The 14,736-nt window shown below is 55.2% G+C and carries 14 protein-coding genes; 4 read left to right on the top strand and 10 right to left on the bottom strand.

Annotated features, from left to right (window positions below):
* Positions 1–93: 93 nt before the first annotated feature.
* From L6990_RS06460 to L6990_RS11915, 3 genes are all read left to right on the top strand, one after another.
* Complete coding sequence (locus L6990_RS06460) at positions 94–1,107, top strand: Abi family protein (RefSeq protein ID WP_237203260.1); 1,014 nt, start codon at positions 94–96, stop codon at positions 1,105–1,107.
* A 719-nt stretch (positions 1,108–1,826) separates the two neighbouring features.
* Positions 1,827–2,258 carry a nucleotidyl transferase AbiEii/AbiGii toxin family protein gene (locus tag L6990_RS11920; RefSeq protein WP_272879271.1) on the top strand — a complete coding sequence of 144 codons (432 nt, stop codon included), beginning with the start codon at positions 1,827–1,829 and terminating at the stop codon, positions 2,256–2,258.
* Positions 2,259–2,302: 44 nt separating this feature from the next.
* Positions 2,303–2,659 (top strand): nucleotidyl transferase AbiEii/AbiGii toxin family protein, encoded by a 357-nt coding sequence (locus tag L6990_RS11915; protein WP_336604472.1) that lies wholly within the window; start codon positions 2,303–2,305, stop codon positions 2,657–2,659.
* A 206-nt stretch (positions 2,660–2,865) separates the two neighbouring features.
* On the opposite strand, the gene L6990_RS06450 is transcribed toward L6990_RS11915, so the two are convergent.
* Both L6990_RS06450 and L6990_RS06445 read right to left on the bottom strand, forming a co-directional pair.
* The gene (locus tag L6990_RS06450; RefSeq protein ID WP_237203259.1) at positions 2,866–3,522 is read right to left on the bottom strand and encodes a hypothetical protein; all 657 of its coding nucleotides are present in this window, start codon (positions 3,520–3,522) and stop codon (positions 2,866–2,868) included.
* Between the two features lie 222 nt (positions 3,523–3,744).
* The gene (locus L6990_RS06445; RefSeq protein ID WP_237203258.1) at positions 3,745–3,954 is read right to left on the bottom strand and encodes a hypothetical protein; all 210 of its coding nucleotides are present in this window, start codon (positions 3,952–3,954) and stop codon (positions 3,745–3,747) included.
* A 319-nt stretch (positions 3,955–4,273) separates the two neighbouring features.
* Here L6990_RS06445 and L6990_RS06440 point away from each other — a divergent pair, with 319 nt between their 5' ends.
* Positions 4,274–6,184, top strand: coding sequence for a penicillin-binding transpeptidase domain-containing protein (locus L6990_RS06440; RefSeq protein WP_237203257.1), 1,911 nt, complete (start codon positions 4,274–4,276; stop codon positions 6,182–6,184).
* 200 nt (positions 6,185–6,384) lie between these two features.
* On the opposite strand, the gene L6990_RS06435 is transcribed toward L6990_RS06440, so the two are convergent.
* The 8 genes from L6990_RS06435 to L6990_RS06400 all read right to left on the bottom strand — a co-directional run bounded on the left by L6990_RS06435 (position 6,385) and on the right by L6990_RS06400 (position 14,736).
* Complete coding sequence (locus L6990_RS06435; protein ID WP_237203256.1) at positions 6,385–7,134, bottom strand: amino acid ABC transporter ATP-binding protein; 750 nt, start codon at positions 7,132–7,134, stop codon at positions 6,385–6,387.
* Positions 7,127–7,804: an amino acid ABC transporter permease gene (locus L6990_RS06430; protein ID WP_237203255.1), complete on the bottom strand. Its 678-nt coding sequence runs from the start codon at positions 7,802–7,804 to the stop codon at positions 7,127–7,129. The genes L6990_RS06435 and L6990_RS06430 overlap by 8 nt, the downstream gene beginning before the upstream one ends.
* A 24-nt stretch (positions 7,805–7,828) precedes the next feature.
* The gene (locus tag L6990_RS06425) at positions 7,829–8,644 is read right to left on the bottom strand and encodes a transporter substrate-binding domain-containing protein (RefSeq protein ID WP_237203254.1); all 816 of its coding nucleotides are present in this window, start codon (positions 8,642–8,644) and stop codon (positions 7,829–7,831) included.
* Between the two features lie 45 nt (positions 8,645–8,689).
* Positions 8,690–9,826, bottom strand: coding sequence for a trans-sulfuration enzyme family protein (locus L6990_RS06420; RefSeq protein ID WP_237203253.1), 1,137 nt, complete (start codon positions 9,824–9,826; stop codon positions 8,690–8,692).
* Positions 9,827–9,985: 159 nt separating this feature from the next.
* On the bottom strand, positions 9,986–11,638 hold the full coding sequence (locus L6990_RS06415) for an RNA-binding domain-containing protein (protein WP_237203252.1): 1,653 nt from the start codon (positions 11,636–11,638) through the stop codon (positions 9,986–9,988).
* 161 nt (positions 11,639–11,799) lie between these two features.
* The gene (locus L6990_RS06410; RefSeq protein ID WP_237203251.1) at positions 11,800–12,633 is read right to left on the bottom strand and encodes an NlpC/P60 family protein; all 834 of its coding nucleotides are present in this window, start codon (positions 12,631–12,633) and stop codon (positions 11,800–11,802) included.
* Positions 12,634–12,960: 327 nt separating this feature from the next.
* Positions 12,961–14,064 (bottom strand): pirin family protein, encoded by a 1,104-nt coding sequence (locus L6990_RS06405; RefSeq protein ID WP_237203250.1) that lies wholly within the window; start codon positions 14,062–14,064, stop codon positions 12,961–12,963.
* 171 nt (positions 14,065–14,235) lie between these two features.
* Positions 14,236–14,736, bottom strand: coding sequence for a CoA-binding protein (locus tag L6990_RS06400; RefSeq protein WP_237203249.1), 501 nt, complete (start codon positions 14,734–14,736; stop codon positions 14,236–14,238).

The following is a 14,736-nucleotide window of genomic DNA, read 5'->3' as shown; positions in this document are numbered from 1 at the left end:
GAGTAGAACTAATCGTTCAGCCCGCCTTGACTAGAACTAGTTTTCTGGTTAAGAGTGGGCTGGATTTCTATTAAATCAACCTGGTTCTCTCTCATGCCACACCCACTAAAGCCCTATAAAACTATTGCCGAGCAGATAGACTTGCTTCGTAGTCGAAAGATGATAATTGACGACCAGAGCCTTGCAGAGCAGTGGCTCCAAACAGTCGGCTACTACCGTCTTAGCGGCTACTGGTACACCAGGCGTGTGATGAATCCCCCAGGAAGCCCGACCTATCGTGGCGACGACTTCATGCCCGATACGAAGTTTAGCGATATTGCCAAGCTCTACGAGTTTGACCGAAAGCTTCGAACACAGGTTCATGATGGGATCGAAAGAGTCGAGATTGCCCTTCGGACCGCTCTTGCTGAAACGTTAGGTGGGATTGACAGGTTAGCTTTCTACAACCGTGATAATTTTCGTATTCGTAAGCATAACGAGTATGCCCACTATGACCTCATCAGTACTGTCTCGTCAAGGGTCAATAGGGCACTGAAAGCAAAAGACAGTTTTCATATCAGACATAACGTTGAAAAGTATGGCACGCAACTAGCTCCATGGGTGCTCATGGATGTTTTCGATTTCAGTGACTTATCAAAGCTCTTTAGGTTACTCAACGCTGACGAGCAGTCTGAGGTAGCGGCTCTAGTTGGAATTAACACCCGGACCTTGAGGCTTTCCCCTGCTGAAGCGAGAGACCTGCGAAAAGATCATCCTCTCAGTGCAGCTTTACATCAGCTCTCCATTTTGCGGAATAAGTCAGCGCATCACGCTCGGATTTGGAACTGTACGCTTGTTCCTATGGGGACTCGCTTCTTAGTTAAGCTCGATGGGTTAGCTACACTTCCTACCACTGCCCAGAACCAGTCAACACAACAGTTTCAAAGCGAAAGGCTGTATGGGGCGTTGTTGCTGATTGCCCAAATTCTTCAAACTGTTTCACCCGGTTCATCCTGGGCAGGTAAAACTGCTGAGCTTGTTGCTACCGCCCTGCAGGATATCCCTTTTCTTACCAAGGATGAATTAGGCTTCCCGTCAGGTTGGAGAAGCGAAAGTATCTGGCAGTAGCTCGCTATATTTGCAAGTCCGGTAGAACCAGGCATCTGCCCAGCCACCTCAAAACGTTTACCCACCACTCCCCTAGCACCAGCCAAAGAGTGTCAAAATATACCGTTTTCGGTATAATTTTGACACCTAATAGCAAAATTTGCCCCTCACAGCAGCAAGGAAGGACCTGAAACAATGTTAAAAGCTCCGACCTGTCGCGAAATGCTGTACGAGATTGCGCTAGATAGCTACGGTTAAATTACCCCCGCAGATGCCATCGAGGTTGGTGTGCCGAAGGGTAAGCTACCCAAGCTGGCTCGCTACAGGAACGGCGATATGCAAAACGCGCCTTATGGGCTTTACCGTTTCACCAAGATTCCTGTCTCCTCTCTGGGGTATCTGACTGAGGCAGTGAAGCGAGTGGGCGATGGCGCCTATTTGCATGGTGAAAGCGTGCTTGGGTGGCACGGGTTAGCCGATGTGAACCCTCGGTATATTTACGTGGCGTCGCCCAAGAGAGTGCGTAGGTCTTTTCCCGGTAACCTCAAGGTTTTGGTGGGCAAAGCAGGGGCACCAGTTACCGAGTATGAGGGCATTCCTTGCCAGCCGGTAGCTGATGCCACTCTTGAATGCCGAGGGAAGGTTGAGCATAAAAGGCTCGTTCAAGCCGCGCATGAGGCTAGGCAATAGGGTCTTCTTACTACGAAAAATTGGGGCAGAGTCCAGAAGGAACTATCGCTATGAGCCAGAACCGTCCTACTAATTTGAGGTCCCTTCAGAACCAAATTAGGAATATCGCCGGCGAGTTAGAAGAGCCGGAGGCTCGTTTGCAAAGGACGATGGGCCTGGTGGTTGTTTGCCAGATGCTACCTGAAGGGGCAATTAAAGGTGGTAGCGCTATGGCTTTGAGGTATGGCCGCAAAACCAGATTTACTAAAGACTTGGATGCAGAGCGCCAAGGTTCTTTGGATGCATTTAGGGATGATTTCGAGGAGATGCTGGAGCATGGCTGGCAGGGGTTTACCGGGCGGCTTATTGAGGGGCGGCAGAGAGAGCATGAGGGGGTCCCTACTGTCTATTTGATGCAGCCTTTTCAGGTGAAACTCTCGTATGGGGTAGGCCGTGGCAGACGATTGATTTTGAGCGGGGGCATAACGAAATTGAGGATGTAGCGGACCCGGAGTTGCGAATTGCAGAGGAGCTTACGGATCTATTTGTGAGGGTGGGTTTACCAGTGCCCTCCCCTGTGCCAGTAATGAGGGCGAAGCATCAGATTGCTCAAAAGATTCATGCCCTGTCTGAGCCAGGGATCGAACGAGTGAGGGACTTTGTTGACCTCCAACTATTGGAGCAAAACGAGAGTCTCGATTTTGATTCAGTGGCTGATATCTGCCGACGACTGTTTGCGTACAGGACGGCGCATGCCTTGCCGCCGCTGTTGAAGGTAGGCTCTAACTGGGGTGCGCTGTATGACAGCGCCAGTGAGGATGTAAATATTCGTCCATATGTTGAATCGGCGGTTGAGTGGTTCAATGATTTTGTGCAGAAGATTGACGGGCGCGCACAGAAGTAAACCTGCCTAACTCCAGCGCCTCCCCTGATTATCGAGGAGCCTCTCCGGTCCGCAACCTTCTTCTAGATGCCGTGATCCAGCGGGCGTTCTGAGGTAGCGTCAGGTTCAAGTCCGACACAAGTAATGGTATTTTCCTCGCGGTCATTGACCGTACTGCCCAGCACTTCTGCATAGATCAGATTGCCGCTACTACCGCGAAAGAGTAACTACATAATATTCTTCAATGACTCGTACAAGCCGTTGGTAATAAGCCCTGCACCAATTGATGTAATAATCTCACTTACTTCTCTTGAGAAGGTTGGCTGGATTCCTTCTCTAATGAGTTTTAGCTCTTTCAGAATCAAGTTAAGCTGCTCTTCATGATCTGTATTTTTTTGAATTTCTGAAACAACCAGAGATTCCAAGTGATTAATTGAGATTTTTACATCATTGAAGATATAGTTGCTTGTTTGACTGACCGCATTCGAACCTCCGCCTCTGGAGAAAAAAGTGCCCCAATCGTAGCCCTTGTGAGTTAAGCAAAATCTTAGATTTGTGCTCTTGCTCCTCTTTATGTCAGGTTCATCCAACTTTTTCTTATCCTCTGGGTGAACTTCAACGAGCCCCTCACGGATAAGATTTGTCATGGCTTGCTTGAACTGACGAGGATTCAAACCCAATCCGCTAATATACTCCGAATCGTAAGGAGAGTAGGACTTTTCTCCGTTTGAAACGTCGTAGAGTGCAAGAAATATTTCTTTATAGAACCCGGGGTCTCGTTCACCAAGCTCATCATAATCATATGACTCATATTTAGATCTTTCATAAAAAACCCATAGTAAAATTCCACAACCCAACCACAGAAAAACAATCAAACTATCCATTAATTAATCACCTTAGATTTTCCTTTGCGCCGACCTTTTATTATCTTTATATAAGTTTTCATTAAACTAGCATCAGGGTTTAATATTTTAATTTCAGAAAACTGTGATTTGGAGACGGGCCCCTTCATTCCACCCGATGATTTCTGCCGTACCAACTCAGGGAAGATCTTTAGCTGCATCAAAATAAATTCCGCTGGTAGGTTTTCGCTCGGCAAAATTGCGTTAATCTGCTGCGGCAACCATGGCAGCCAGCGTCGTCTGGTAAGGCATAGGCAGGTTACGCACCCGGTAGATATAGTGCACCAGAGTTTCGATAGCACGCCGTGCGTAGAAGCAGGCGGTCGGTGAGTCATTGCCCAGGTAGGCCTCGGCGCGGTAGGCGTCCTCGTACAGTTCAGGTACGGAAGGCTTCAGAAACTCAAAATTGCTCACGTCACAATTTTACACAGCAACATACCGCCGCTCTAGGTAACCGGGATGAAGGAGACACTGCGCTGGGCCAGCCAGTCCAGCGCACTGGATGTTCTCTGAGGTCGTGGCGCAACCCATCACCATGAGCGCTGACTATAAGGTGCTCATGGAGCTGGCGCGAGAGAACGAGATTCACGTGCGCGATGATATAGAACTGGGCACCGCCTCATTGTGTTACGAACCGAAATCCGCGGCGTACTGGCCTTCCCCTTTGTGAAACCCGAGAGTAAGAGCTAGGCAGATACCGACGGTAAGGTGGGTCACTGATTATACTGTTCTCATGGCTACCCTTTCCCGCCGCGTCTTTATCGCCGCCTCAGCGTCCGCCCTGCTCGTTCCAGCTCTCGCCGCCTGTTCGTCTGGTTCGGGGGCGCAGGAGTTCGCTGAGCAGCTAGCCCAGGGGCTTTCCACAAAAGATTTGAGCGGTATCAAGCTCAGCCAGGACGTTCCGACTGGCGCGGACGATTTCAACCGGGCAGTGGGTTACATGAAGACCGCCGCCCCAACCGTCACGGTGGAGTCCCTGGCAAAAGCGGACGAGGGCCAGAAGGCGACCCTGAAATGGTCCTGGAGAGTTCCCGGTTCAGCCCAGACTTTTGACTACACCACCGAGGCCACCCTGCTTGAAGAAGGAGGGGAATGGGTCTACCGCTGGACACCCGCCAGCATCCACCCAGATCTGGCAGAGGCTCAGGCGCTACGCCTCGAAACCAGTGCCGCAGCACGCGGTGATATTACCGGGGCGAGGGGCGAAAAGATTGTGACCCTGCGACCGGTGGTCAACCTGGGCATTGATAAATCTAAGGTCAGCGACCCCGCCGTGCAGGAGGCATCAGCCCGCGCTCTTGCGAGACTAGTTGAAATTGACCCTGATACCTACTGGTCGGCGGTTCAGGCAGGTGGCGAGCAGCAATTTGTCCAGGCTATTACCCTGCGCCAGCCCGCCTTTGACGCCCTAGACCAGCAGGCGCTGGACGCTATCGAGGGATATCACGGCGCGGCAGGGGAACTACCCCTGGCACCCAGCAGCAACTTTGCCCCCGATATTTTAGGACGTGTGGGTGAAGCAACCGCAGAGGACATCGAGGCATCAGAAGGCAAGCTCTTGGGCGGTGAAACCATTGGACGCGGCGGCTTACAGGGACGCTTCAACGACTTACTAGCCGGGTCGGTGGGTTACACCGTAAGCCTGGTTGAGATTGATGAAACCGGCGCCAAGACCAGCCAGGAAACCCTGAAAAACCTGGTCAGCGTTGAACCCACCCACGGCACCGACCTAGCCACCACCCTGGATGTGAAATTACAAGAAAAAGCGGTGGACCTTCTTAAAGACCAGGACTCCCCTAGCGCCCTGGTAGCTCTGAGACTGTCCACCGGTGAACTGCTGGCAGCCGCCAACGCTGAAGCCTCCGAAGGTTTTTCCACTGCCTTGCTCGCCCAGTACGCCCCGGGGTCCATCTTCAAGGTAGCATCAGCTCTAGCTCTGCTACGCCAGGGTAAGACTCCCGAGTCGCAGGTTGAAATTACTGACTCGGTGAATGTGGACGGGGTGACCTTCAAAAACGCACCAGGCTACCCGGCGTCCGCCACGGGCACACAGACCCTCACCACTGCTCTGGCACATTCAGCAAACACCGCCTTTATCAATGAGCGCGATACCGTTTCGCAGGCTAACCTTCAAGAAGCAGCCCACGGGCTGGGTGTGGGGATGACCTTGGATTTGGGTGTCGATACTTTCATGGGCAACGTGCCCGATGCAGATACCCAGGCCCTGCACGCTGCCTCCCTGATTGGTCAGGGCGAAGTGTCGGTATCACCTCTTTCTATGGCGGTGCTGGCGGCCACCGCAGCTCAAGGGCAGATAGTTACACCGGTGCTCGTCAAAGGCCAGGACCTAGCGGACGCCCAGCCGGCAGCAGGAGCCGCTGTAACGTCCGATGAATCAGAGCAGCTGAAAACCATGATGCGGGCTGTTGTCACCGAAGGGTCCCTGGGCGATTTGCGCCAGCTGACCCCGGATACCGCACTAGGTAAAACCGGCACCGCCGAGTACGGTAAAGAAACCCCACCCAAGACCCACTCATGGGTCATCGCCGTGCACGAGGACATGGCGGTAGCTTTAGTAGTTGAGGACGGCGACTTTGGGTCAGTCACCGGGCAGCCCATCGTCAAGGCTTTCTTACAGGACTAGAGCACCGGCATCCTAAGTCTAAAACACCCACTTTGTCGGGCAGGTATAACCCCCTGAATCGAGTGCTAACGGTACAAAACGGGCACCTTCGCTATCGCTGACGCTGCCCCGCCACCGTTACAACTGCGGGAATATGGGCCCACCATAGCGGGCACCGGTCAGACAAAGCGGGTATTTTTAGGGGAACGCCGGGTGAGCGGCTAAATCTTGTAGTCCGGCATCTCAAAGATCTGCAGGAAGCGCTGAATGCGGGCGTGATCCGAGGAGAAGAAGCCAGCCGGTGCACCGTTGTAGGCTACCTTCCCGCCGTCCAGAAAGATGATGCGGTCAGCCACGCGGCGCGCGAAGGCCATGTTGTGGGTAACCACTACCAGGGAGCGCTTTTCAGCTGCGAGGCCCATCAGCACCTGAATCACCTCGGCTTCAAGCTCTGGGTCCAGGGCGCTGGTGGGTTCATCGAAGAGCAGGTAGTCGGGGGCTACCGCCAGGGCACGGGCGATAGCTACGCGCTGCTGCTGGCCACCGGAAAGGTTATCGGGGTAGGCATCAGCCTTGTGCTCCAAACCCACCTTAGCCAGTAACTGGCCTGCCAGCTTCTTAGCCTCAGCTTTGCTCTTTTTACCGTTGAGCACCGGTGCCAGGGCAACGTTCTGCTGGGCGGTCAGGTGCGGGAAGAGGTTGAAGTTCTGAAAGACCATGGCAGAGTGCTGGCGGGTGGTACGCACCTGCTCGTCGGTGAGGTCAGTGCCAAAATCGACGGTATCACCCTCGATGGAAAGCTGACCCGATTCAGGGGTTTCCAGGAGGTTAAGGCATCGCAGCAGGGTAGATTTACCCGAGCCAGAGGGCCCCAGAATGACCGTGGTTTCCCCAGCGGCAACGTCCAGGGAAATATCGTTCAAAATGGTGTTACCGTCAAAGCTCTTTGACAGGTTCTTAACGCTAAGCATTGGCGGTCCTTACGTAGCGGCTGGTGCGCTTTTCCAGGTACTGCTGACCGATGGAGAGCAGGGTGAAAATAACCAGGTAGATGGCTGCGACCTCAAGGTACATGGCCAGGGGCTCGAAGGTTCGGGCTGCCACCTGCTTACCGGACTGGAAGAGATCCACCATAGAGATCACCGAGACCAGGGAGGTTCCCTTGACCAGGTCAATCAGGTCATTGCCCAGCGGAGGCAGGGCGATGCGGGTTGCCTGCGGTATCACCACGTGGCGCAGGGTCTGAGCCCGGGTGAAGTTCAGGGTGCGAGCCGCTTCAAACTGGCCGCGCGGAATCGAGGCGTAAGCAGAGCGGAAGGTCTCCGCCACGTAAGCACCGGTGTTGAGGCTCAGCGCAATGATGGCAGCACTCCAGGTGTCCAGGGTAATTCCCACGCGGGGCAGACCGTAGAACACCAAGAAGAGTTGAACCAGCAGTGGGGTGCCGCGAAAGAACCACACATACACGGTGGCTAGCCAGTTGAGCGGGTTGAACTTGCCCAAATTGCGAGCTGCGGTGGAGAACAGGCCAATCACCAGCGAGAGCACAAAAGCGATGATGGTGAGAGGGATGGTGACCTGCGCAGCGGCCAGTAGCAGCTGCGGCAGGGATTCCACCCAGAGCTCTATATAACGATCCATGGTGTCCTAGGGTAGAGGTGCGCCTTAGGACGCGGGGGTCAGGTCAATCCCGACGTACTTCTCGAAAATTGCCTTGAAGTCGCCGTTCTCCATGTGCTTCTTCAGGGACTCGTTGATGGCGTCCTGCAGGCTGGTGGCGCCCTTGGGCATCAAAATTGCAGCCTCTGAGGGTTCACCCAGAATGCCGTCCAGCAGGCGGATGGGAGCATCGGGGTGCTGTTCCTGGTAGTAGGAGAAGGTAACGGCATCATTACCGCAGGCGTCCACGCGGCCGGTGAGCACCTGTTCGATGGCCTCATCAAAGCCGGTCACGATAGTCATCTGAGCGCCAGCTTCTTCCAGCAGGGTACGGAAGTTGGAGGTCTCGGAGCTAGCTGCGGTGGCGCCGTTCAGGTCGCTGACGGACTGCAGCTCTGAGCTATCCAGCACAGCAACCTTGCCTTCGGATGCCACGTAGGGCACCGAGAAATCGTACTTTTCCTGGCGCTCCGCGGTGGGTGAAACGTTGTTAATGACGATGTCATAGCGGTCAGCGTCCACACCTGCGATCAGGGAGTCCCACTGGGTTTCGATGTATTCAGCTTCAACACCGAGGTCAGCGGCGATTAGGTCAGCGATCTCCTTCTCCATGCCTACTAGCTCACCGGTTTCGTTGTGGTAGTTCCAGGGGGCGAAGGTACCTTCAAAGCCCACGCGGATTTTGCCGGCGTCCTTGATGGACTGGAGCTTATCGGCAGCAGCGGTTGAAGAATTCTCTGATGAGCCACCGCAGGCAGCCAGCGCTAGGGCAAGGGCACCGGCCCCGGTGAGTGAGAACATGGCACGACGGTTTACATGCATGGTATTGCCTTTCTGGGCAGGGAAAAGGGAGTAATTACTGATAGTTTAGGCGGCGTCGAGGGCTGCGATGATATCGGCGGTGAGATCCTCTGCTTCTTCGATACCGACGGCCACACGCACCAGGCGCTTGGTCATGCCTGAGGCTTCAAGATCCTCGTCGCTGAAGGCGCCCTGGGTCATGGTGGAGGGCAGGCAGACGAGCGACTCGATGCCGCCCAGGGAGACGGCGAAGGTGAAGACCTGTAGAGCGTCTAAGAAGGCTTTGATGTCCTTGCCTTCTGCCATGGTGAAAGAGAAGAGCGCGCCGTTACCGGTCGCCTGCGCGGCCTGCAGTTCTGCTTCTTTGGCGCTGTAGGATCCGGGGAAGTAGACGTCTTGGACGGCGGGGTGGGCGGCGACTGCCTCCAGCACACGGGCGGTGTTCTGCTGCTGGCGATCCATGCGGATCGCCAGAGTCTTGACCGACTGAATCAGGCGGTAGGAGTCGATGGGTGAGAGCACGTTGCCGGTAATCAGCTGGGCCTTGAAGAGTTCGTCCGCCAGGGCGGCATCGTTCGTGGTGGCGACGCCTGCCAGTAGGTCAGCGTGACCGCTTAGGTACTTGGTGGCGGACTGCACGACGATATCGGCACCTAGTTCTAGGGGGCGCTGCAGGTAGGGGGTCATAAAGGTGTTATCGACGACCAGCAGGGCACCGTTGCGGTGAGCGATTTCAGCTATTGCTTTGATGTCAATAACGCGCAGGGTGGGGTTGGTGGGGGTCTCCAAAAAGATCATGCCCACGTCTTTGCCCTCAAAGTCAGCGTCGGTGAGAGCGGTGAAGTCGTGAACGAACTCGTAGCTGACCCCGCGCTTGGGCATCTCGATGGTTGCCATGCGGTAGTTACCGCCGTAAACGGGCATGCCCAGCATAATGGTCTGACCTGCCTTAAGGATTCCCATGGCAGCGGCGGTAGCGCCCATGCCAGTGGCATAGACATAGGCGTGCTCAGCGCCTTCTAGGGCGGCCAGAGTGATTTCGGCATTGGAACGAGTGGGGTTACCGCCGCGCTGGTATTCGAAGGGGCCTTCGGTGCCGTCAGTGGGCTGGCCAAAAGTGGTTGAGGTATAGATGGGGGGAACAACCGCGTTTTCTTCGAGGTCGTGGAGGGCATGAATAGCGCGAGTAGTAAAACCTGCCATGGGTCGTTTGCCTTTCGGATACATGGGCGTATTGTCTGAGCCTATACCCGGCGTGGCCAGCTAGGACAATTATTGTTACAAGTTTATGACCTGCCTCTAGGGCATTCGACAGGCATGTAACTAAGACCACGAACCACAGCAGGGAAAGTTGCTACCCCCCTAGGCATCCTGACCGGTGGAAGCGTACCGGTCTCGCAGAGCATTCAGTTTCTTCACCGCCGTGTCGGTAAGTTCCCACAGGGTCTCCTCTGCGCCCGGGCGGCAGGGGTTAGCAAAAACTACTGGCTCCCCGTCCAGATGTAATTTTTGGAGGCTAACAAGGGCGTTAAGACACTGACGCTCCGGCTTGGTCGTTAATTCTTGGGCTGAACTGAGAGTGACATAACCATGGGTAACGATATGGTGCAGTAGAACCAGAAGGTCAAGGTCCCGGCGCAAACGTCGAGGGGCTAGCTCTCTAACAAACCGCGCCCACACCATATCTTGATCATCAGCAGTCAGTAGAACCCTCACAGCATAACCATCAGCTACTTCCTCAATCCGTGGGGCAGGCATGCCACGCTTTAGCATTTCTCGACGCATGGTAGCGATACCTCCGCCCTGGTAATCCATCAGGCGAAGCTCAACCAACACCTGGACCAGAGCATTGTTCCGGGATCTGGGTGGGTGGCTTTCAAGATTCTCGGAGGTCACCCCGCCAAAGAACCCGCCAATAGAAACAACCATCACATCACTAGCTGAATGCCATATATCCACAGGAGCGGGCGATGCCCAGTCTCGATGCGCTACCCCGTTAATAAGGGCTTCTTTAATAGCCCGCGGGGGCACTTGAGTGAGCAACCTTCCCGGCTTCTCATAGGTTGCCAGATCAACATCCTGCAGGCTCTTGTAGTCGCCTTCACCGGTTTCAGCCGCACATTCAAGTTCAGTTTCCAGGACGCAAATACGGGTTGCACGATCAATGTGGGTGAACACCGTGGCAAGTTCCTCCAGCAGGGAGACACGCGGAGGCGTCTGGCCTTCCTGATAGATCGGTGGCAGCACAGAGTATTTACGGTTTTTGGCGAAGAAGCGGTAGATAATATCTGGCTGCCCACGTCCAATAAACAACAGGTAACCAGCGTTGGTGAAGGTGTTCTGGGCAGTTACCACTCCCAGCCGGCGCAACAAATCCTCATCATCAGTCCTAGATAAATCTAGGTGGTTGGGCAGACCCGTTGCCGCCAAAAAACTACGAGCGGCGTCTAAGGCGGCAGGGCGCATGTGGTAAATAGGGATTTTAGAATCTTGCGCTGACCAGTCAAAGCTCAAGCTTCGACCCTGTCTCTCTAGCCATGCTTCCTTGGTCACTGCGACACACTGGTCTTTGACTCTCCAGTGAATGACTCCTTTCCAGGGCACAGGCTCTATAGCTTGCGGAGCGAGGATGACGAGCAACCTACGGCCCCTAATGTGCACCTCCTGGATGCTCACGGTCAGTTGGTGCTCAGTGAGCGTGTAAATACGCCCCCGCAACCAGGCGGCGTCCATCTCTGTGCCGATAATGTCACCCCCATCTGCCACTCCCACAATCAGGGCACCGCCGTGTTCAGTGTTAGCCATGCAGGTGGCCTCCCCCGCCAGCGCAAAGGCGGCCTCCTCATTATGTGGGTTTGAGGGAAGTATTTCGCCGCGACCGTTACGCCGGCCAGCTTCTTCTTTGAAGTCTAGGTAGCGTGATTCATAGGTGTGAGACCAGATGTTATCTTCTAAAGCTCCCAGCACACGATTGACCTCATCGCGCACCGGATCACCGCGCAAAAACTCGTGCATAGATTCACCCTACATCTTTTGTGACACGAGTTACGCACGTGTACCAAAAGTTCTTAGGCCAGCCATCGGGAGTCTACTGCCCCTGGGGACACCCGGGTAGACAAAAGCGCCACCTCTTGAAAAAGAGATGGCGCTTGGGAAAAGCTAGAGAGGCTTAGACCTTACAGGCCAGCAGGTGAGACGAAGATAGGTGCTGAACCGGTGGGCAGGTTGACTGAGAAGATGGAGGTTCCCATGCCGTTCCAGCCGCCGTGCACTGCCTGGCCGTTGCCAATGTAAACAGCGATGTGCTGCTGACCGAAGCCGTTGGAGGCGTAGAGTACGAGGTCGCCAGGCTGGGGGTTAGAAGTAACGGTACCCAGTTGCATGTAATCCATGGGCCAGCCGTGGAAGTTGATACCAGCGGCGCGCAGTGAGTTGGTAGCCAGCATGGTGCAGTCGGTCTGAGCGTTCATCGCTGCGTAACCGCGGGCAGCTGCAACTACAGCATCACGCTTAGCTGAGTTGCTAGCTGCTGACAGCGCAGGCTGCGGTGCAGAAGCCGGAGCAGCAGGTGCAGCTTCAACAGCAGAAGCAGGTGCAGCTTCAACAACAGGAGCAGCTTCAACAACAGGAGCAGCCTCGATAACCTCTACGGTTTCAGCCTGAACGGCAACTTCTGCGGGAGCTTCTTCAACAGGTGCTTCTTCAACAGGAGCCTCTTCAACTACTACCTCAGCTACAGGAGCTTCCTCAACGGGAGCCTCTTCAGCAACAGCTTCTTCAACAACGGGGGTTGATTCAACGGGCTTCTCGGGGGCCACAACGTAAGCGGGCACGCCCCAAAGAGCAATCTTGCCCTCGCCGGCCAGGGCTAATGACTTGAGCAAGGGGGCAGAAACTACTGCACCGTTATCTGCGGTGGTCTGCGGAGCTTCATTGGTTGCGTTAGCGGCTGCAAAAGCACCGCCTGCTAGAACTACACCTACCGCACCTACTGAGAGTGAACGACGCACGTTAATACCTTTTCCTTCGTTAGAATTTCAGCAACCCGCCTGTTGTACTGGGCTGTCTTTGGCTCTACTTGCTTCGTGGAAGTTCCCAGAAGCTGATTGGGCTCTGAACAGCATATAACGATTTGGTAACGATGTATACCAAATCGTTATAAAACTCTGCTCAAGATGCCTCCCTCTGGCCCACGGAACACCGAAAACCCTGTAAATTAGCTGTTTTTACTCCCCAGTGTGCAATTCATCACCCCGGGGGTTAGCATGTCAACAAATAGCTTCAAAGTATGGAATGTTGGCGCGGCGCATTCTTTGCACCGTTGAGGGGCAGAGAGCTTAATCTCCGCGTGACTTAAGAGTGACCGGGGGTAGCTGAGGGGCAGGGATCACGGGCATACTCTCCCCATACTCTGCCGGGAGTAGCACGACGCCGCCAAAGCGTGGGTAAACCCCCGCCGCGGTTTCAGGTGTGGCCCCTTCTGCCAGGGCACCATCCGTCACGACTCCCTCTTCAGCACCGGGCTCAAACAGCTCTACTTGCGCTTGCCAGGCGGCGCGGGCGTCCACAATATCCTGGTGGTTTCGCCCGATGAAGTTCCACCACATGGTGATGTGCTCGCCAAAGGGCTGGCCACCTAGAACGATGAGGCGGGTCTCCCCCACCGTTTCGATGGCTAGGGTATCTGAGCCGGGCTCAAGATAGAGCATCTGGTCTGCCTCGATACGGCGACCCTGCACGATAGCGGCTCCGGTGTCCACCAAGATGCCACGTTCGAAAGTGGGATCCAGGGTCAGGGTGAAGTGTTGGTGCGGAGCATCCGCAGGTGGGTTCTTGGCAGCTTCGGGGTCTGATCCCGGCGCGCCCACCATAATTTCAGCTCCCAGTAGGGGCGAAAAGGTTTCAACCGGAGAAGTCCCCTGCAGGGTAGCGTTACCCATAGTGAGGGAGAGCTCGCCCAAAAAGACGCGGGCCTGCAGCGGGAGGGTGGTCGCACCGTCCGCCCCCTGGCGGGCGGCAAAGGTGAGGGGCGGAGGAACAAAGTTCTCAAAAGCGGGTTCAGCATTAAGGTGAGCCTCAGGTAGTGCAATCCAGAGCTGCACCCCGTGGAGCACCTGGGTGTCGGCGGTGGAATATTCACTGTGGTTAATGCCGTAGCCAGCTGTCATGAGGTTGAGTTCACCGGGGCGGACGTCCGCTACAGTGCCCAGGGAGTCCCTGTGCTCAACGGTTCCGGTGAAGATCCAGCTGGCGGTTTGCAGGCCGGTGTGGGGGTGGGGTGCTACGCGCATGCCGCCGGTGGACGCCACGTCATCGGGGCCGTAGTGGTCGATGAAGCACCAGGCGCCGACCATACGGCGTTCCTTAGAAGGAAGAAGACGGCGTATGGTCATGGCGCGCAAGCCGCCCAACGGAACGGGGCGGGGCTCAAGAAGTTTCATGGTTTTAGCCTAACCCGCACCGAGAATTGGTGAAACCTTCAGATGCGCGGAAGAAGTGAGGCGCACTTGAAGTTTTCAGCAACAGCCACTGCCGGTCTCAGCCTGTGACTGGGACCGGCACCCAACGGTTAAGGGCAAGGAAATCACGAGTGCAATCATGGGTAAGTGTGCCTAGGCCAGTACCTGCCGTTTGGAGGAAATCACGCCGGTCACAAAGCCTGCGAGGTGCAAACCACCGTGGAAGCGGGCGTGCTCAATTTTGACGCAGCGGTCCATCACTACGTTCAGCCCGGCACCCTCCCCCAGTCGCGCGGCCTCCTCATTCCACGAGCCCAGCTGCATCCACACGGTCTTAGCGCCGGCGTCGATAGACTCCTGCACTACGCCCGGCAAATCCTCGTTGCGGCGGAAAATCTCCACCATATCAGGGGCTTCCGGCAAATCAGCCAGGGAGGCATACACCTTCTGACCCAGAACTTCCTTACCTTTGGCAGCAAGAATAGGGTTCACAAAATACAGGGTGTAGGGGCTAGAGGACTGCAGATAGGTTGCTACGAAGTAGGAGGAACGCGAAATTTTATCGCTCATACCCACAATGGCAATGCTCTTCGTATCGTGCAAAATCGCGAGACGTTCAGGGGCGCTGGGGCCTTCCCAGGTACGTTCAGTCAT

The sequence above is a fragment of the Rothia endophytica genome (genome assembly GCF_928381505.1).
GTDB classification, from domain to species: Bacteria; Actinomycetota; Actinomycetes; order Actinomycetales; family Micrococcaceae; genus Rothia; species Rothia endophytica_A.
Note: the sequence above shows the minus strand (reverse complement) of the source record. Positions and strands in the feature narration are given on the sequence as shown.